Annotated in this window: 18 protein-coding genes; 9 read left to right on the top strand and 9 right to left on the bottom strand. The window is 71.3% G+C overall.

Annotated elements, in window-relative coordinates; all coding sequences use genetic code 11:
- Positions 1-4 precede the first annotated feature (4 nt).
- Entirely contained in the window at positions 5-1,258 is a 1,254-nt protein-coding gene (locus tag AB0B64_RS46500) for an ArgE/DapE family deacylase (protein WP_358189445.1), read from the top strand.
- Here the strand turns inward: AB0B64_RS46500 and AB0B64_RS46495 are convergent.
- Together AB0B64_RS46495 and AB0B64_RS46490 are read right to left on the bottom strand one after the other, a co-directional pair.
- Positions 1,209-2,504 (bottom strand): NAD(P)-binding protein, encoded by a 1,296-nt coding sequence (locus AB0B64_RS46495; RefSeq protein ID WP_358189433.1) that lies wholly within the window; start codon positions 2,502-2,504, stop codon positions 1,209-1,211. The genes AB0B64_RS46500 and AB0B64_RS46495 overlap by 50 nt on opposite strands.
- A 93-nt stretch (positions 2,505-2,597) precedes the next feature.
- The gene (locus AB0B64_RS46490; protein ID WP_357960031.1) at positions 2,598-2,912 is read right to left on the bottom strand and encodes a rhodanese-like domain-containing protein; all 315 of its coding nucleotides are present in this window, start codon (positions 2,910-2,912) and stop codon (positions 2,598-2,600) included.
- Between the two features lie 36 nt (positions 2,913-2,948).
- Between AB0B64_RS46490 and AB0B64_RS46485 the strand changes: the two genes are divergently transcribed.
- Entirely contained in the window at positions 2,949-3,581 is a 633-nt protein-coding gene (locus AB0B64_RS46485) for a helix-turn-helix domain-containing protein (RefSeq protein ID WP_357960034.1), read from the top strand.
- Between the two features lie 29 nt (positions 3,582-3,610).
- On the opposite strand, the gene AB0B64_RS46480 is transcribed toward AB0B64_RS46485, so the two are convergent.
- The 3 genes from AB0B64_RS46480 to AB0B64_RS46470 are packed head-to-tail and all read right to left on the bottom strand — an operon-like array spanning position 3,611 to position 6,538.
- On the bottom strand, positions 3,611-4,429 hold the full coding sequence (locus AB0B64_RS46480) for an ABC transporter ATP-binding protein (protein ID WP_358189402.1): 819 nt from the start codon (positions 4,427-4,429) through the stop codon (positions 3,611-3,613).
- A gap of 55 nt (positions 4,430-4,484) precedes the next feature.
- Positions 4,485-5,492 carry an iron chelate uptake ABC transporter family permease subunit gene (locus AB0B64_RS46475; protein ID WP_357960039.1) on the bottom strand — a complete coding sequence of 336 codons (1,008 nt, stop codon included), beginning with the start codon at positions 5,490-5,492 and terminating at the stop codon, positions 4,485-4,487.
- Entirely contained in the window at positions 5,489-6,538 is a 1,050-nt protein-coding gene (locus AB0B64_RS46470) for an iron chelate uptake ABC transporter family permease subunit (protein WP_358189379.1), read from the bottom strand. The genes AB0B64_RS46475 and AB0B64_RS46470 overlap by 4 nt, the downstream gene beginning before the upstream one ends.
- A gap of 86 nt (positions 6,539-6,624) precedes the next feature.
- Here AB0B64_RS46470 and AB0B64_RS46465 point away from each other — a divergent pair, with 86 nt between their 5' ends.
- Positions 6,625-7,656 (top strand): ABC transporter substrate-binding protein, encoded by a 1,032-nt coding sequence (locus tag AB0B64_RS46465; RefSeq protein ID WP_358189367.1) that lies wholly within the window; start codon positions 6,625-6,627, stop codon positions 7,654-7,656.
- Between the two features lie 190 nt (positions 7,657-7,846).
- The gene (locus AB0B64_RS46460; RefSeq protein WP_358189352.1) at positions 7,847-9,877 is read left to right on the top strand and encodes a zinc ribbon domain-containing protein; all 2,031 of its coding nucleotides are present in this window, start codon (positions 7,847-7,849) and stop codon (positions 9,875-9,877) included.
- Here AB0B64_RS46460 and AB0B64_RS46455 read toward each other — a convergent pair.
- The gene (locus AB0B64_RS46455) at positions 9,874-12,294 is read right to left on the bottom strand and encodes a helicase-associated domain-containing protein (RefSeq protein ID WP_358189343.1); all 2,421 of its coding nucleotides are present in this window, start codon (positions 12,292-12,294) and stop codon (positions 9,874-9,876) included. The genes AB0B64_RS46460 and AB0B64_RS46455 overlap by 4 nt on opposite strands.
- Positions 12,295-12,373: 79 nt before the next feature.
- Entirely contained in the window at positions 12,374-12,880 is a 507-nt protein-coding gene (locus tag AB0B64_RS46450; protein ID WP_357960052.1) for an ATP-binding protein, read from the bottom strand.
- Between the two features lie 221 nt (positions 12,881-13,101).
- On the opposite strand from AB0B64_RS46450, the gene AB0B64_RS46445 reads away from it, so the two are divergent.
- The 4 genes from AB0B64_RS46445 to AB0B64_RS46430 all read left to right on the top strand — a co-directional run bounded on the left by AB0B64_RS46445 (position 13,102) and on the right by AB0B64_RS46430 (position 15,305).
- On the top strand, positions 13,102-13,923 hold the full coding sequence (locus AB0B64_RS46445) for a helix-turn-helix transcriptional regulator (RefSeq protein WP_225299863.1): 822 nt from the start codon (positions 13,102-13,104) through the stop codon (positions 13,921-13,923).
- Positions 13,924-14,160: a DUF397 domain-containing protein gene (locus tag AB0B64_RS46440; RefSeq protein WP_225299640.1), complete on the top strand. Its 237-nt coding sequence runs from the start codon at positions 13,924-13,926 to the stop codon at positions 14,158-14,160.
- Between the two features lie 87 nt (positions 14,161-14,247).
- Positions 14,248-14,499, top strand: a complete 252-nt coding sequence (locus AB0B64_RS46435) for a hypothetical protein (RefSeq protein WP_357960055.1) — start codon at positions 14,248-14,250, stop codon at positions 14,497-14,499.
- A 47-nt stretch (positions 14,500-14,546) separates the two neighbouring features.
- A complete protein-coding gene (locus AB0B64_RS46430; protein ID WP_357960058.1) occupies positions 14,547-15,305 on the top strand; it encodes a hypothetical protein in 759 nt (252 codons plus the stop codon).
- Positions 15,306-15,326: 21 nt separating this feature from the next.
- On the opposite strand, the gene AB0B64_RS46425 is transcribed toward AB0B64_RS46430, so the two are convergent.
- Positions 15,327-15,911, bottom strand: coding sequence for a histidine phosphatase family protein (locus tag AB0B64_RS46425; protein ID WP_357960061.1), 585 nt, complete (start codon positions 15,909-15,911; stop codon positions 15,327-15,329).
- Between the two features lie 59 nt (positions 15,912-15,970).
- Here AB0B64_RS46425 and AB0B64_RS46420 point away from each other — a divergent pair, with 59 nt between their 5' ends.
- Positions 15,971-16,936, top strand: coding sequence for a zinc-binding dehydrogenase (locus AB0B64_RS46420; protein ID WP_358189317.1), 966 nt, complete (start codon positions 15,971-15,973; stop codon positions 16,934-16,936).
- Here the strand turns inward: AB0B64_RS46420 and AB0B64_RS46415 are convergent.
- On the bottom strand, positions 16,926-17,837 hold the full coding sequence (locus AB0B64_RS46415; protein WP_358189309.1) for a TIGR03621 family F420-dependent LLM class oxidoreductase: 912 nt from the start codon (positions 17,835-17,837) through the stop codon (positions 16,926-16,928). The genes AB0B64_RS46420 and AB0B64_RS46415 overlap by 11 nt on opposite strands.
- Positions 17,838-17,985 lie beyond the last annotated feature (148 nt).

The raw sequence follows: 17,985 nt of genomic DNA, 5'->3' as shown, positions 1-17,985 counted from the left end.
CTCCATGCGCGACGCGGAAGCCAGGGTCCTCCAGGCCATCGACGACACCGACACCGTGAACCTGCTGGCCGAGACCGTCAGAGTGCCCAGCGTGACGGGGACCGACGCGGAGTCCGAGTTGCAGCACCGCGTCGCCCGCGTGCTCACCGAGGCCGATCTGGACGTGGACGTCTGGAAGCTGGACCTCGACGACCTCGGCCGCCGCGCGGGCTTCCCCGGCACCGAGGCGCCCCGGGCCGAGGGCTACGGCGTGGTGGCCGTGACCGGCGGCGAAGGCACCCCGGCACTGGCCTTGCAGGGTCACGTCGACGTCGTGCCCATCGGCGACCTGGCCCAGTGGGCGGGACACGACCCGTTCGCCGCCAGGATCACCGGCGACACCCTGCACGGCCGCGGCGCCTGCGACATGAAGGCCGGGCTGGTGGCCAATCTCGCCGTCGTCCGCGCGCTCAAGAAGGCCGGGGTACGGCTGGCCCGGCCGCTCGCCGTGCACTGCGTGGTCAGCGAGGAGGACGGCGGCCTCGGCGCGTTCGCCACGCTGGCCAGGGGGCACACGGCGGAGGCGGCGGTCATCACCGAGCCGACCAGTGGCGCCGTCATCACGGCCAACGCGGGGGCGCTGACGTTCCGGCTGGAGGTGGTGGGCCGGGCCGCGCACGGGGCCACCCGGTACGAGGGGGTCAACGCGGTCGAGGTGTTCTGGCCGGTGTTCGAGGCGATCCGGCGACTGGAGGCCGAGCGCAACCGTGACGTGCCGGCCATCTTCGCCGGGAACGCGATGCCGTACCCGATCGAGATCGGCACCGTGCGGGCGGGCGACTGGGCCAGCAGCGTGCCCGACCTGCTCGTCGCGGAGGGCCGGATGGGCGTCCGGCTCGACGAGGACCCGGCGGCGGCGCGGGCCGCGTTCGAGGAGGCGGTGCTGACGGTCGCGCACCCGTGGCTGCGCGACCACCCGCCGGCGATCACCTGGCCGGGCGGCCAGTTCGCCAGCGGGCGGCTGCCCGAGGCACACCCGCTGCTGGCGGAGGTGACCGGGGCGATCGCCGACACGACGGGCGCGCGGCCGATGGAGAAGGCCGCGCCGTACGGGAGCGACCTGCGGCTCTACGCGGCCGGCGGGATCCCGGCGCTGCACTACGGCCCTGGCGACGTACGGTACGCGCACGCCCCCAGGGAGCAGGTCGAGCTGCGCGAACTGCGCGAGGTCACACGAGCGCTGGCAACGCTCGTGGTGCGCCGTTGCGGAACACTTTGAGCAGCGCCCCCAGGCTCATCAGCGACGGCGGCGCGTCCATCAGGTTCGACACGCGGAGGAAACGCCTGGCCAGGTCCGCATCGTGTGCCGCCGCCGCGTGGAAGCGCCCCAGGTAGGCGTTGATCATCCGGATCTTCGGCGTGAGCTCACCTTCCACACCGGACAGCCGCAGGTCACCGCCGACCACGATGTCCCATGGCGCGTCGAGCACCTTGGTGATCCGCCTGAAGAACGGCAGCGGCCGCAGATCCGGGTCGAGCAGCGCCTTGGCCTCCAGCGCCGCGACCGACATGCCCTGGCCGTAGAACGGGTTGAACGCGCAGACGGCGTCCCCGACCACCAGCAGGCCCTCGGGGAAGCGCGAGAGCCGCTCGTAGCGATACCTGACGCTGGCCGGGGTGTGGTACGAACGCGGCTCCCCGATCGGCTCCGCGACGGTGATCAACTGGTGCAGATCAGGGGCGGGCAGCGTCTCGGCGAACGCGGCGAACTGCCGGAGTGGGAGCTCCGGCCCGTTGCCGGTGTACCCGGCCATGGTGACGATCCAGCGGTCGCCCTCCAGCGCCAGCGCCACCCCGCCGCGCGGGATCTCGGCCGTCGGCGCCACCACGAGCACCAGGTCGCCGCCGAGCTCGTCCGGCCGGCGGCGGAACTCACGCGTGCCGTACCTCAGGTCGATCGTCACCCGCTCCTCGGCGGGCCGCTCGTAGCCGAGCTCGGACAGCCAGTACGGCGTACGCGAGCCGCGCCCCGAGGCGTCGACGACCAGGTCGGCCGGCATCGGGTCGCCACTCGCCAGCCCCACGCCGCATACCCGGCCCCGGTTGGCGAGCAGATCGGTGACGGGGCGGTCGTCCAGCACCCGCACCCCCGGCAAGGCGCTGACGCGGCGGCGGATCTGCCCTTCGAGCAGCGTGCGGCTGACCGACAGCCCGATCAGGCCGCTCTCCGCGCGGGCGTGTGTATGCCCGCTGTGGATCCAGCGGGCCCGGCTCTGCAGATCGCCCATGAGCGCGCCCTGCGCGACGAGCTCGGCGGTGAGCCCCGGCAGCAGTTCGTCCATGACCTCACGGCCCCTGGCGAGCAGGCCATGCGCGTGACGGCTCTGGCCGACGCCCCTGCGATGAGCGTCGGCCGAGGGCAGTGTGTCGCGGTCGATCACGGTGACTCTGGCGTACCTGCGGTGCAGAGCGGCGGCGGACAACAGGCCCGCCATGCTCGCGCCGATCACGATGGCGTGATCCATGATGGTTCCCCCTGAGAAAGTTGTGGCTTCCAGAGGGTCACCCGCGCCCGCCGCCCGCTTCCACGTCCTTTGGCACGCTCCAAGAACTATGTTCTACGAGGACTCCACCGGCAGGCCCGCCGTCACCCAGTCCTCGATCCCCTCGACGTACCTGCGCACGTTCGTGTAGCCAAGGGAGGTCAGGCGGCGGGCGACGGCCTTGCTGTTGTTGCAGGCCGGGTTCGAGCAGTAGGTGACGATCGGCGCGTCCTTGTCGGGCAGCAGAGCGGGCGCCCGCTCGACGACCTCGCTCTCGACCAGCGCGATGGCACCAGGCAGGTGCTGCTGTTCGTAGTAAGCGCCGCCGAGCGTGTCGAGCACGGTGACCGTGCCGAGTGCGGCTCGGAGCTCGTCGCGGGTGATGGTCATTGTGGCCTCCGGTCCAAATGGACTACAGTCCGGTTTGTGGATGGCTCGAAAGCTAACGGACCGCGGTCCGGTTCGTCAAGACAGAGACTGGAACTGCTTCGCGGGGGCCCGGTCAACGAACGTGCGGACGCGGCGCGCAACAGGGAGAAGGTCCTTGCCGCCGCGGCCAGACTGTTCGCTGAGAAGGGTGTCGAAGCGGTCTCCATGGATGCGATAGCGACGGAGGCCGGGGTGGGGAAGGGCACGTTGTTCCGCAGATTCGGGGATAAATCGGGGCTGGCGGTGGCGCTGCTTGACGAGCGCGAGCGGGTGCTGCAGGAACGCATCCTGTCCGGCCCGCCGCCGCTGGGCCCCGGCGCGCCCGCCCGCGACCGGCTCACCGCCTTCGTCGACGCCTATCTGGACTACGTGTTCGCCCACCTCGACCTGGTACGCATGTCCGAGACGGCCAGTCCGGGCGCCCGCTACCGGATCGGGGCCTACCGCTTCTGGCACCGCCACGCGGCCATCCTGCTGGCGGCCTCGCGCCCGGGGTCCGACGCGGACGTCCTGTCCCACGCGCTGCTGGCGGCCACCGCCGCGGAGGTGGCGGGCGTGCTCAGGGAGGAGTACGGCGAGGCGCGCGCCCGCGACGCGATCACCGCCCTGGTCGGGGCCCTGGTGGGCTGAGAGCGGGATGAGAGGGGGGAGCCGGTGGATCAGGCCGTCGTTCTCACCTGGCGGCGCGCCTCCGGGATGATGAGCGGAGTGCCCGACTGTGGATCTTCGATAATCTCGCAGCGCAGGTCGAACACCTGGGCCACCAGGTCGGGCGTGACGATCCCGGCCGGGTCGCCCTCGGCCACGATGGCGCCGTCGCGCATGACGATGAGGTGCGTGGCGTAGCGGCACGCCTGGTTGAGGTCGTGCAGGACCGCCACCATCGTGCGGCCGGCCTCGTGCAGGTCGGCGCAGAGGTCCAGCACCTCGATCTGGTGGGAGATGTCCAGGAACGTGGTCGGCTCGTCGAGCAGCAGGATCGGCGTCTCCTGGGCCAGCGCCATCGCCAGCCACACGCGCTGCCGCTGGCCGCCGGACAGCTCGTCCACGATCCGGTCGGCCAGTTCGGACACATCGGTGGCGCGCATCGCCTCGCTCACCGCGGTCTCGTCCGCGCGTGACCACTGCCGCATCAGCTTCTGGTGCGGGTAGCGGCCGCGGGCCACCAGGTCCGTCACGGTGATGCCGTCGGGCACGATCGAGCTCTGCGGCAGCAGCCCGAGTCGCCTGGCCACCTCCTTCGACGGCAGTGAGGTGATCACGCTGCCGTCGAGGTGGACCGCGCCCTTCCTGGGCTTGAGCATTCTGGCCAGGGCGCGCAGGAGGGTGGACTTGCCGCAGGCGTTCGGGCCGATGATCACGGTGAACGACTCGTCGGGGATCGTCACGTCCAGCTCGGCCGCCACGACGCGCTGGTCGTAGGCGAGGGTCAGGTCGCTGCCCGACAACCGGGCGGACTGGGACTGGGGGAGTGCCATCAGTGGCGGTCCTTTCGCGCGAGCATCAGTGGCCGTCGGTTCTTTCGCGCGGGCATCAGTGGCGGTCCTTTCGCAGGAGGAGGGCGAGGTAGGCGCCGCCGATCGCGGCCGTGAGCACGCCGACAGGCAACTGCGTGGGCGCGAGTACGCGCTGGGCGGCCAGATCGGCGCCGGTCAGGAGGACGGCTCCCATGAGCGCCGAGGCGCCCATCGTCACGCCGGGCGACCGGGTCAGCCGCCTGGCCAGCTGCGGAGCCGCCAGGGCGACGAAGATGACCGGTCCGGCGGCGGCCGTGGCGACCGCGCACAGCAGCACGCCCGCGGTGATGGCCGTGGCCCGTACGGCCTCGACCCTGATGCCCATGGCCCGCGCCGAGTCGTCGCCCATCTCCAGCATTCGCATCGGCCGCGACACGGCGGCGCAGACCGGGAGCAGCGCCGCGAGCGCCACCGCCACCGGGATCGCGTGGTCCCAGCCGCGCCCGCTGAGGCTGCCCGTGAGCCACGCGCCCGCGGTCGCGGCGTCGTTGATGTTGGCCCTGGTCAGCAGGTAGGAGTTGGCGGACAGGAGCAGCGCGTTCGCGCCGATCCCGACGAGGACCAGCCGGTAGCCTTGCACGCCCCCGCGATGGGCCAGCGCGTACACCAGCACGGCGGTGCCGACGCAGCCCGCCAGCGCGCCGCCCGCGATCTGCAGCGCCGTGCCGCCCGCGATCACGCCGAGGATGCCGCCCGTCGAGGCGCCGGCGGTGAAGCCGATGAAGTCGGGGCTGCCGAGCGGGTTCCTGGTCAGGCTCTGGAAGATCGCGCCGCTCAGGCCGAACGCCGCGCCCACCAGCAGCCCGGTGACCACCCGGGGCGCGCGCAGCTTGCTCACGATCAGCTCGGCGACGGGCGTGCCCTGGCCGAACAGCGCGGTCAGCACGTCGGGTACGGACACGGTGAACTCGCCGGTCGAGATCGCCGCCACGGTCACGGCGAACGCGACCAGGACGAGGACCAGGGCGACGACGAGGGCCCGCGGCGCCAGCCGTACGGACCAGGGACCGAAGCGGAAGCTCATAGCGCGGCCAGCCTCCTGCGCCTGGCCATCAGGATGAAGATCGGCGCGCCGACCACGGCGCACATGATGCCCACCTGCACCTCGCCGGGCCGGGCGATGAGCCGCCCGGCCACGTCCGCCGCCAGCAGCAGCGCCGGAGCGGCCAGCACCGTGTACGGCAGCACCCACCGCTGATCCTGGCCCACCACCGCGCGTACGGCGTGCGGCACGGCCAGCCCGACGAACCACAGCGGCCCGGCCGCCGCCGTGGCGGAGCCGCAGAGCAGCGTGACCGACACGGCCGTGAGGACCCGCGTACGGGTGACGGCCACGCCCAGGGCCTTGCCGGCGTCGTCGCCGAGCGCCAGCATGTTCAGCGGCCTTGCCAGCAGCAGCCCCACCACCAGGCCGACGACCATGAAGGGCGCGATCCGCAGCAGCACGTCGGAGGTCTGCCCGGCCAGCGAGCCGGTGAGCCAGAACCGCATCCGGTCGAACGTCTGCGGGTCCATGCGCAGGATGGCCGAGGCCACCGCCGTGAACACCATGCCGACGGCGATGCCGGCCAGCGCCAGGCGTACCGGACCGGCGCCCGAGCGGCCGGCCGAGCCCAGCGCGTAGACGACGACGGAGGCCACGGCGGCGCCGCCGAAGGCGAACCACACGTAGACGGCCGGGTCCGTGAGCCCGAACAGCCCGAGCGCGAGGGTGACACCCAGCGCGGCGCCCTCGTTGATGCCGAGCAGGCCCGGATCGGCCAGCGGGTTGCGGGTCAGGCTCTGCATCAGCGCGCCCGCCAGCCCGAGCGCGGCCCCCACGCCGATGCCCAGGAGGGTCCGCGGGACGCGTAACTCGCGGATGACCGTGTGGTCGCCGGACCCGTTGGGGGCGGTCAGCGCGTCCAGCACCGTGGACAGCGGCACCGATCGGGCGCCCAGCGCCACGCTGGCCATCGCCCCCAGCACCAGCACGCCGAACACGACCACCAGCCCACCGGCCAGCGCCGCCGGACGCCCCCGGGACGCCACGGGCTCGACCTCGGCCGGGCGCTCTTTTACCGCGGGCAACCCGCACCCCTTTCGTCACGGTCACATTTAGGCGAGGCTAAGGTAAAGCCCCACAACCAAGGCAAGCCTAACCTTAGGAGATGGACATGTCGGGACCGGTACTGCCTCGCAGGGGCTTTTTCGCGGCCACGGCGGGCGTCGCGGCGGCCCTGACGCTGGCGGCCTGCGGCGGCGAGGGCGCCGCCACCCAGGCGGGTGGCGAGGGCGCCGCCACCCAGGCGGCCCCGACCGGCGCGTCGGGCGCCTCGGGCGCGGCTGGCGCGTGGACGTTCACCGACGACCGGGACAAGAAGCTCAGCCTGCCCAAGCGCCCCACCCGGGTGGTCGCCCAGGTCGGCGCCGCGGCGGCGCTGTGGGACTTCGGCGTGCGCCCGGTCGGCGTCTTCGGCCCGCACAAGCTCAAGGACGGCGCCAGGGACCCCCAGGTGGGCAACGTCGACATCACCAAGGTCACGGGGCTGGGCAACGTGTGGGACGAGTTCAACGTGGAGCAGTACATCGCGCTCCAGCCCGACCTGCTGGTCAGCAGCATGTACATCAAGGGCACGCTCTGGTACGTACCGGAGAAGTCGAAGGCCACGATCGAGCAGATCGCCCCGACGGCCGGCATCATGCTCACCGGGCGCAGCGCCATGGAGGTGATCGGCAAGTACGAGGAGCTGGCCACGTCGCTGGGCGCGGACCTGCAGGGGGTGCCGGAGGCCAAGGCCCGGCTGGCGGCGGCCGGCAAGGAGCTGGCCGCGTTCAAGGACCTCAAGATCCTTATGGTCTCGGCCGGCCCCGACGCCATGTGGGTGGTGAACCCGCCGGAGTATCCGGACATCGTGCACCTCACCCAGAACGGCCTGACCATCGTCACGCCCGCCAAGGTCGACGAGGGCGGCTTCTTCCAGACGCTGAGCTGGGAGAACGCCGACACCTACGACGCCGACGTCATCCTCTACGACACCCGCACCCAGTCGCTCAAGCCCGCCGAGATGATGAAGAAGCCCACCTTCGCCAAGCTTCCCGCCGTCAAGGCCGGGCATCTCTACCCGTGGAGCGCCGAGGCCCCCTACAGCTACCAGGGCTACGCCGACTTCGTGGAAGGCCTCGTGGCCAACCTGAAGAAGGTATGAACGCTTGTCCTGATTCGCTGAGCGAATGTGGGTGGAGATGTGTTTCGGATCATCCGATCGTCTGTTTCGTGCCGGGATCGGCGAGCGGTGGGGTTGGGTGACTCCGGGATTGTCGGTGGCGGTGTGTAGCGTCGCGTGCACATGATGTGACTGATGGTTCGGGGAGGGGCGGGTGCGCATGGTGGCGTTGGTGGCGACCGCATCCTGTACCGGGTATCGGGCTGTGGTGGAGGCGAGTGGGGAGGTGGTGGCCGGGCCGGTGCTGGGTGAGCGGGTGGCCTGGCTGACCGCGCTGACCCAGGCGATGACGGCCGGGATCGTCGCTGAACGGTGGGATGCGCGGGATCTGGATCTTCTGGCCGGTGGGGTGGGGCCGGATGGGCGGGTGTTGCCGATCAAGGGGTGGGTGGCGATCCGCCGGCTGGGCTGGGGGTGTGCTGCCGCAGCGGGCAGTGGTGGGGTGTATCTCTCGGATCGGGTGCGGCGGTGCGCGGAGGAGCAGGCGGCTCGCATGTTGCGGGCGGCGGTGCATCGGCGGGGCGTCGTGGCGGCGATCTTGGCCACGTGGCCGCGGGATCCCCGGCGGCGTGACGAGGTGGAGCGGAAGGCGTTGCGCGCGGCGCTGCCGCAGGGGGTCAGCGCCGCCGAGATCCGTAACCGTACCCGGCAGATCCGCGCCGTGCTGGAGCGCGATGGCGTGTTGCCGGGTGGCCTCACCGAGGTGGAGGAGCCGCCCCGGGTGGCCGCCCAGGCAGTGCTGGCGGCGGCCGACAGGCAACTGGTCACCCTGATTCGCACCGGCGAGTCCAGCGCGATGTTGCGGGTGCAGTTGCCGCTGAAGGCGACTCCGGCCTCCCGCAAGGATTGGGCGTGGCATGCCATCGCGATGACGCTGCCGCCCACTGTCGGAGCCCAGGCCCGGCCGTGCACTCCCACGGTGCGCATCGCCGACGGCCGGGTGCGTATCGATCTGCCGTTCCAGAGCCCGATCCCCTCAGCGCGGGCAGTCGGCCACACGGTGGCTCTGGGCTTGGACTGGGGCGTGAACACGCTGCTGACCGGCTCCGTCGCCCGGCTGCGCGACGGCCAACCGCGCGAGGGCCGGGTGTGCACCGACGGGCGGATGCTGCGCTACGACGCCACGGTGATCTCGGCCAAGCTGCACCGGCTGCGCGGCCACCGTGAACACCTGGCCGCCAAACGCGATCACTGCGCGGCACTGCTGTCCGGGCTGAATACCGCCGATGCCCATGATGTGCGCCGTGTGGCGCTGGAGCGCGGGCTACGGGTAGTGGCGGTGGAGCATGAGCGGGTGTGTGCCCGGATCCGGCGGCTTGATCATGCGCTGGCCTGGTCGGCGGCGCGGTGGGCGGTGGATCAGGCGGTCGCGCTCGGTGCCGGGGCGATCTATCTGGAGGATCTGGCCACGCTGGAGGCGCGTGGGGTCCGCCGGGGCAATGCGGCGTTGTCGGGGCAGGTGCGCGGCATGGTGATCGAGGCGATCCGGCATCTGGCCGCCAAGGACGGTGTCGCGGTGGTGACGGTGCCCGCACGGGGCACCTCCCGCTACTGTCCACGCTGCGGTGAGGGTGGCAGCGTGCTGCGGCATGTTCCGGCGCCTGACCGGCCGGGCGAGCGTGGCTGGAAGTGGGCCTACTGTCCGGCGTGCGGGCTGTCGTGCGACCGCGATCATGCCGCGGCCGAGCGGATCGCCGCCCGCGGCCTGCTCGGCCAGCGCCACACCCGGACCGCCCCGGGCACCGGCGTGCGCACCATCGCGGTGGTGGTGGAAGGCAACGTGACCCGGGCGCGCCGCCGCAACAGGCCCACCCGCGCGGCTCGTCGGGCCCGGCGCACCCAGACCGATGTGCATCCACGCCCACCGGCCCGGGCGCGCGCCAAGACCCGGCCGACCCCCAAACGGCGGCAGGTCAGCCGCACCAAGACGTTCAGCCGTGTGCCCGACCGGCGCACGGTGCCCGCCCCCGACCCCGGCACGCCCGGGATGGGAAAGCGTCCGGCGGGCCAGGCACCCCAGGCATCCCGCTCACCGGCGGGACGTACAGGGCCTGTACGCAATTCTCACCACCGGACTGGCTTCCACCGTGTCGCAGCCACCCCCGTACTCCCCCTGGGAACGTACGCAGGTGGCCCGCCACGCGCCACGCCCGCCCGGAATGCCGGAAATCCCCCGGCAAACACAGAGAATCGCAGACGCTAATAAGCTCCCGTGACCTCGACGATCTCGGCCAGCGGGAACTCCAGGTAGTCGCCGGCCTCCTCGCACCAGGCGTCGAGGGCGCCGCCCTTGAGTTCGCCATGGCTGATCGTCGCGGTCAGGCCGTCGGTCAGCGTGATGCCGGCCCGCACGCCGCGGTCCACGACGAAGCCCAGCAGCGACTGCTGCGCCGTGGGCAACCTGGTCGCCATCCGGCCGATGACGGCCCAGGTGCGCCCCGCGCGGTCGTTCGCCGCCCGGCTGGCGCTGATCAGGCGGGCGGCGTGCTCGTGCGGGTCGGGGATCGGTTCGGCGATGATGTGCGGGATCGCCTCGGCCCCGCCGATCGCCGCCAGCTCCGACAGCTCGGCCACCTGGCCGCCGGGCAGCAGGATGAGCTTGCCGTTGTGGGGCTCCTCGACGCGGGTGCGGCGGATCGTGATCTCACCGCCGTCGGCGACGGGGACGGGCGAGTAGCCGTGCTCGCGCAGCGCGGCGAGAGTCCGTTCGGCGCCCGCCGAGCTCACCAGCACGGTGGGCGCGAGCAACCGCAGGCCGAGCCGGCTCAGCCGCCGGTGAGCGGCGATCTCGGCGAGCAGGGTCGGGTCGGAGGCCTGCACCACGCAGCCCACCGTGGTCACCGTCACCTCGCCGTGCCGGCGGGCCACGTCGCGTACGAGGTATTCGAGCGGCTGCGGGACGGTGCCGACGCCGGACAGCTCCTCCAGCAGCTCGTCGGCCTCGTAGCCGTGGTCCAGCGCGCGGCGCACGCTCTCGGTGGTGAACCGCCACACCGAGGCCGCGCCCCGCGACTCCCGCTCGGCCACCCGGTCGAGCAGCGCGGCCAGCTCGGCCGACGGCGGTCCCGTCACCACCGCGGTCAGGTCGGGGCCGAACAGCGCGCTCCTGCGCACGCTGGCCAGCGCCCTGGTCGACGCCTCCGCGAGTATCGGGTCGTGCTCGACCAGCGGCACCGCGTCGTCGCTCTCCTCGCCCGCCTTGGCGGCCAGCCCGGCCAGCGCCCTGCCCAGGTCGGTCAGCGAGTCGTTGGCCAGCAGGCCGAGCAGCCGCGCCTCGACGAGCACCGCGGACGCGCACTCGGCCAGCAGGTCCTGGTCGAGCATCGGGGAGTGCCAGTGGACGTTGCGGACCAGGCCGGCGCGATCGGCGAAGGCCGTGCCGGCCGGCAGGTGGGACAGGACCGACAGCACCGCCCGGCGCACCCGCGCCACGGCGGCGCCCGACTGGTCGTCGCCCAGCACGGTGCCGTACTTGCCGTCGATCTTGCGCAGCGACGAGCGCTCCATGCGCCACCAGGCCGACAGCAGCACCCGCAGCCTGGCCGAGCCCTCGTCGAGCCGCCAGCGGTCGAACCGCTCGGTGGGGATCATGCCGCCGGACGGCTCGTCCCAGGCCAGCAGCCTGGCCACGGTGCAGATCTCCAGCAGCAGCCGGGTCTCGTCCTCGTCGCAGCCGGTCTCCTTGGCCATCCTGCGTACCTCGCGCACGCCCACGCCGCCGGTCTTGAGCAGCGGCAGCGGCGCCTTGGAGGCGTTGTCGAGCAGTGCCGCGCACCGTTCCACCACGTGCGGAGCGGCCAGCGTCATCAGATGGTCGACCTCTTCCGGGTCGATCGGGATCGTGGCCACCTCGGGTGGTTCGGGGGTGAAGGGTGGGTGGTAGTCGCCGCCCCGCAGGCCGAGCGCCACCTCGCGCGGCATCTCGGCCACGTGCCAGCTCGGCCGGTAGAGGAGCCCGTGGTCGGCGGACCACTTCTCCGGCGTGCCGGGCATGACGAACCGGCCGCCCTCGACATCGCGTACGGGGCCCTCCCAGGCGAAGCTGTCCAGCAGCCGGACCGTGCCCTCGGGGGCGGTGCGCAGCAGCGCGTCGAGCCGGTCCCGGTCGCCGAGCACCTCGCTGGCCCGGCTGACCGTGCGGCGCTTGTTGCCGTCGGGCGGGAGCCCCAGGTTTCTGGCGAGCGAGCGCAGCGTGTCGTTGCTGATCGTCCAGGAGTTGAGGTAGTGGTCGAGCGGCTCGCCCAGGCCGAGGGGCGCGGTCCACCACCGCGACACGGGCTCGGCCAGGCGGATGACGCCCTCGCCGTCGGGCCAGGCCAGAGCGTGGTCATGCAGGAGGTCGAGCCAGGGGGTCAGCTCCTCGGCCGGCACGCCGAGGAAGGCCGCCAGCCGCTCGGGAGTGGCGTGCCGCACGACCAGGCACGCCTGAGCCAGCTCAAGGCAGGGAAGGGGCAGGCCGCGCAGGGCCTCCATCACGGCGAATCCGTTGCCGAGCCGCTGGGCAAGGGTGTCGAGCCGCCGCGGCCAGGGGGCCGCGATGGCGTCGGGCCGGGTCGCCAGGATGCGGCCCAGCCTGTCTTCGTCAAGTGTTCTTAGCCAGCCGAGCAGGTGATCATCCATCTGTCAGCACTCTCATGGGGTCGCACGCAGGGACTCACCGTGAGCCATGAGCATCCACGGTAATGCAGATCACCCCCGGTCAGGAGAGGACTGCCCAGACGATCTTCCCGTGGGGCGCGAGTGCGGACCAGCCCCATCGGTGGCTGAGCGATTCGACGATGTGGAGTCCGAGGCCGCCGGTGTCGAGAGGGCCAGGGTATCTCAGCACGGGCACCGATGAGCCTGGATCGGTGAAGGCGCTGGTAACCAGCGCGCCGCGGCGCACCAGGGACATGTGGACCGGGCGATGGCAATGCGGCTCGGCCAGGCGTAATCCGTGTCGCAGGGCGTTGGTGGCCAGTTCGGAGACCACCAGCTCCATGTTCTCGATCAGCTCACCGAGCCCCCATCCCGTCAGGGTGCCGTTGGTGAAGCTGCGGACGGAGTGGATCGAGGACGCCGTGGGCGGGAGGACGAACGTGGCGCTCGAGGCCGGGCCTGGGACCAGCAGGTCACGCGCGGCCTCCGGCCACCACCCGACCGGGGGCCACCAGTCGAACGTGGTCCACGAGCCCTGCGTCGCCGTGGTGGATTGCACGTTGATCATTCTGGAGCAAACTCTCGTGCAGGTGCAAGAGCGAATGCACGTGCAGACACCGTGTGCAAGCGCTACCGTTGCCCCAAAAGGTCAATCAGTGGGAAAGGGGATCTTGTCCGCGGCATATGATCTTTCGGCCGTGGAGTGACAGACTGTGTGCTAAGGAAACGACCAAGGAGCAGCACGTGTCCCTCGATCCGCCCGGTTCAGGTTCGACCGTTCGGCGCATCATGCTTGGCGCCAGTTTGCGGCGGCTGCGTGAAGCCAGCGAGCTCACCCGCGACCAGGCCGGATTCCACATCCGGGCGTCCGAGTCGAAGATCAGCCGTATGGAACTCGGTCGCGTCGGATTCAAGACACGCGATGTGGAGGACCTGCTCACCCTGTACGGCGTCGTCGACGACGCCGAGCGCCGTGCCCTGCTGGAGATGGTCCGCGAAGCCAACACCCCCGGGTGGTGGCACAAGTATTCAGCCGTTCTGCCCGCGTGGTTCACCACGTACGTGGGGCTAGAGGAAGCAGCCAGCGTGATCCGTACCTATGAGGTGCAGTTCGTGCCCGGTCTGTTGCAGACGGCAGCATACGCACGCGCGGTATACCAACTCGGCAACCCCGATGAGACCCCTGGGCAGATCGAGCGCCGCGTGCATCTGCGCATGCAGCGACAAGAGCGCTTCACGCAGAAGGACGGCCCGCGACTGTGGGCGGTCATCGACGAAGCGACCCTCAAGAGGACCATCGGCGGGCGGGAGGTCATGTCCGAGCAGCTTCAGCACTTGCTGGAAGTCGCTGCCCTTCCCAATATCACCATTCAGGTGATGCCCTTCAGATATGGCATGCACGCCGCTGAAGGTGGCGCGTTCAGCATCTTGCGATTTCCCGAGTCCGACTTGTCGGACGTTGTCTATGTCGAGCAGCTCTGGGGTGCCCTGTACCTGGACAAGCGTGAGGACATCGATCCATATCTCACGGCTATGGAGCAGTTATGCGTGGAGAGCACCACGCCAGGGGGCACCGTCGAGCTCATCGGCGGTCTTCTCAGAAAGATGTAGATGAAGCAGACCTACAACGGCATGCCCGCGACCGACCTGCAGCAGGTCGCCTGGCGCAAGAGCCACTACAGCAACTCACAGGGGAACTGCGTCGAGCTCGCGAAGCTCCCCGACGGCGGGGTGGCGGTGCGCAACTCGCGCTTCCCCGATGGCCCGGCCCTGATCTACACCCGCGACGAGATCCGAGCCCTCGTGCTCGGAGTGAAGGATGGGGAGTTCGACGGCCTCCTGGTGTAACAGGTTGTTAACCTCCGGCGGGCCCCCTTAACGGGGGCGCGCCGGAGGCGTAACCGCCCCGCCTCCGGCGGACTCCATGATCAGCACATGCTCGACCAGATGACCCTTTATCCGATCGCCGACGACGTGCTCTTCGCACCCGGCGGCAAGGTCGTGATCCGCACCTACGGCGTCGCGCCCTCCGGTGCCGCCGTCTCCTATCGCACGTGGGTCACGGGTCTTCGTGACCAGCCGCGCTACTGGCACTGGGGACACTTCGAGGACGCCACCTCCGGGCACCGCAGGGTGCTGGAGTGGCTGACGGGGAGAGGGCCGCAGCCTACCCAAGCGGTCGCTTGATCGGCTAGGGTTGAGGCCGAGCAATCGCTTGGTCAAAGGAGCCCTGGATGCGGCGTGGGATCTACCTTCTCGAAGAGGTCGACTTCCGGCCGATGAACTCCCGGCGCCCGATGGAGTACCTCACCTGGCTGACCCGCTACAAGCGCGAGGACGAGGCCCGCCAGGCGCCCACGCTGACCTCCGGCATGTCCATCAGGTCCCGCGAGATCGACCTGGCCGGCGCCTTCTACGCCGTGGGCATCACCGGGCACCCGCAGTTCAAGGCGGTCACGCTGTGGGACTGCCACGGCGGCTGGGACGGCGGCTGGCGCCAGATGATGGAGATCTACCGTGGGGTGGACGACCGTCTGTTCCTGTCCGACATCGACGACCTGCGCTTCTCCGCCTTCTCCCGCCCGCTCGGCGCCGTGCCGGGCTGCCCGGACCTGAGCGAGGTGGCCACCGCCGAGTTCTACGTGTTCGAGAGCGCCCGCGTACGACCCGGCGCCGCCCTCGACTACCTGGAGGCGGTCCGCACCGAACGCGCCCCGCTGCTGGCCGAGCACGGGCATCACTTGGTCGGCCTGTACGAGGTGCTGTTCTGCGACACCGAGGCCGTCACGGTCTGGGGCGTGTCGCTCGACGACCACCTGCGCACCCAGCGGGCCCGCGACGCCGCCCTCGGGCTGGACGACGAGGTGCCGCCGGACCCGCGCCTGCTCGACTGGGCCAGGCGGGCCCGCGACTTCCTCGACGGGCCGTGGCGCGAGACCCTCCTGTCGCCCTTCCCCGGCAGCCGTCTGGCGCCCGGAGGCACATCGGGTTAGCGTCGGGCTGCTCGCCGGGGGTCAGGCGACCGGTGCGTTCCAGGTGGTCACCACGGGTTCGGCGTGTTCGTAGCCCAGCCGTGAGTACGTGCCGGTGTCGAGCTTGAACAGGCGGCCGTCGGTGGGCGGCAGGTCCAGCCAGCGGGCCGTCAGCACGCGCAGGAAGTGCCCGTGCGCCACCAGCGCCACCCGCCCCTCGGCCGCCTTGGCCCTGGCGATCACCCGGTCGGCGCGCGCGCCCACGTCGGTCGCGCTCTCCCCGGGATGCTCGGCGTCGCCGGGGGTCACGCCGTCACGCCACAGGTACCAGCCCGGCCGGGTCTCCCGGATCTCGGGCGTGGTGATGCCCTCGTAGCCGCCGTAGTCCCACTCCCACAGATCCGCGTCCACCTCGTACGCCTCCAGCCCGGCCAACTCCGCCGTCCGGCGGGCTCGCTGGGCGGGGGACACCAGCACCAGATCGAACGTCATCTCCTTGACCAGCGGCGCCAGCGCCCGCGCCTGCTCCTCGCCCTCGGGCAGCAACGGCACATCGGTGCGGCCCGTGTGCTTGCCCGCCTTGCTCCACTCTGTCGCGCCGTGCCTGAGCAACACCATCTCGTCCATGACTTCCATCATCCGGCACGGTTGACCTCAACCGTGGTTCAGGTAGCAGGCTGGGCGGCATGCACGCGATAAAGCTCTATTCCTACGGCCCTGCCGAGAACCTCCGCTATGAGTCCGTCCCCGATCCCTTGCCGGGCCCCGGCGAGATCCGCATCGCCGTACACGCTGTCGGTGTGCACTTCATCGAGACCCTGTTCAGGCGGGGCATCCCGATCGGCCCGCACCCCGCGCCCGACCTGCCCACGACGTTCGGTCACGAGGTGGCCGGGGTGGTGGAGTCGGTCGGTGCGGGCGTCGGCCCCGGCCTGCTGGGCAGCCGTGTGGTGACCTCCGAGGTGACGTCGGGCGGCTACGCGTCGCTCGCCGTCGCGCCCGCCGCCGGTCTGACGGTGCTTCCTGACGGGCTGGAGTACGGCGCTGCGGTCGCCATGCTCTCGACCGGCGCCACCACGCTGGGACTGCTGGAGGTCGCGCCCGTGACGGCCTCGGACGTGGTGCTGGTCATGGCCGCCGCCGGGGGGATCGGCACGCTGCTCGTCCAGCACGCCCACCGGGTGGGCGCGACGGTCGTCGGAGCGGCGGGCGGCCCCGCGAAGGCGGCCCGAGTTCGCTCGCTGGGCGCCGATCTGGCGGTCGACTACAGCACGCCCGGCTGGACGGATGTCGTGCGGGAGTCGGTCGGCGACGTCACGATCGTCTTCGACGGGGTCGGCGGCGCACTCGGCAGGACCGCCTTCGAACTCCTCGAGGGTGGGCGGCAGGTTGTGTTCGGGCAGGCGTCGGGGGAGTGGTTCCATCCTGAGAAGGACGAGTTGACGGCCCGCGGCGTGACCTCGTACGACGCTCTCGCCTACCTCCTCGGCCGCCAGGGCGGCATGGACGACCTGCAGGAGCGGGCGCTGGAGGCGGCGGCGAACGGCGAGCTCACGCCGGCCGTCCAGTCCTTCCCGCTGGAGCAGGCCGCGGCCGCCCATGCGGCGCTGGAGAGCAGGAACACCATGGGTAAGGTGATCCTCACCCCGTAGCGAGTTCCTCGACGATCGGGGTGAAGGCGTCGAGGTCGCGCTCGTGGTGCACCACGAAATACGAAATATCATGCTCATCCCGCCAGTAGCGGAGCTTGTCGACGATGTCGTGGTGGGTGCCGAGGAGTACCTGCGGTGTCTCGTCCAGCTGTGAGGTGTCGGCGGCGCTCCAGGCCTCCTCCGGCTTGCGTACGCCCACCTGCACCACGCTCGTGCCCAGCTCCAGCCGGTCGTAGCGGTCGCCGGCGGCCGCGCGTACCGTCCGCAGCTTGTCCATGAACGCCTGCCGCCCGCCGTCGTTCCCGTCGGGTCCGGTGCCGTCGGCGCGTACCCGCATCCCCAGGTTCACCACGTCGGCCTCCCGGGCGGCCAGCCGCAGCATCCGCGGCCCGCCGCCGCCCAGGAGCAGCCGCGGGTGCGGCCGCCGCACGGGCTTGGGCTGCTGGTCGAGCGCCCGGATCTGGTAGTGCGCCCCGTCGAAGGTGTACGGCCCGTCGCCCCACAGCCCCTTGAGCACCGCCACGGCCTCGGCCAGCCGGTCCACGCGCACCCCGGGCGGCTCGAACGGCAGGCCGGCCCGCTGGTAGTCCTCGGCCATCCAGCCGGTCCCGAGTCCCACGTCGAGCCGCCCGTCGGACAGCACGTCGAGGGTCGCTGTCTCCTTGGCCAGCACGGCCGGATGCCGGAAGTCGTTCGCGAACACAAGGGTCCCCACCCGAAGCCGCGTCGTCACGCTCGCGGCGGCGGCCAGCGCCGCAACGGGGGCGAATCGCGGACCGACCAGGTGGTCGGGCACGAGCAGCACGTCGAACCCGGCACTCTCCAGCCGCCTGGCCTTGTCCGCCCACGCCTTGCCCGACTCCGCCTGCCGCACCACCGCCCCGAACCTGAACCGCCGCACGTGCCTCTCCTTGCTTGAGCAAGCGCTTGTGTAGCTACGCTTGCCAGCGTAGAGGCGATCACGCGGCGAAACCATGGAGATGGTCAACTATGCGCACGTAACGGCGCCCGGCCACGTGCGGGTTCAGCGGCCGTTTTCCTGGAGGCCC

This window comes from Nonomuraea sp. NPDC049129 (genome assembly GCF_040648495.1).
Classification (GTDB): domain Bacteria; phylum Actinomycetota; class Actinomycetes; order Streptosporangiales; family Streptosporangiaceae; genus Nonomuraea.
This window is presented reverse-complemented; position numbering and strand designations above follow the sequence as displayed.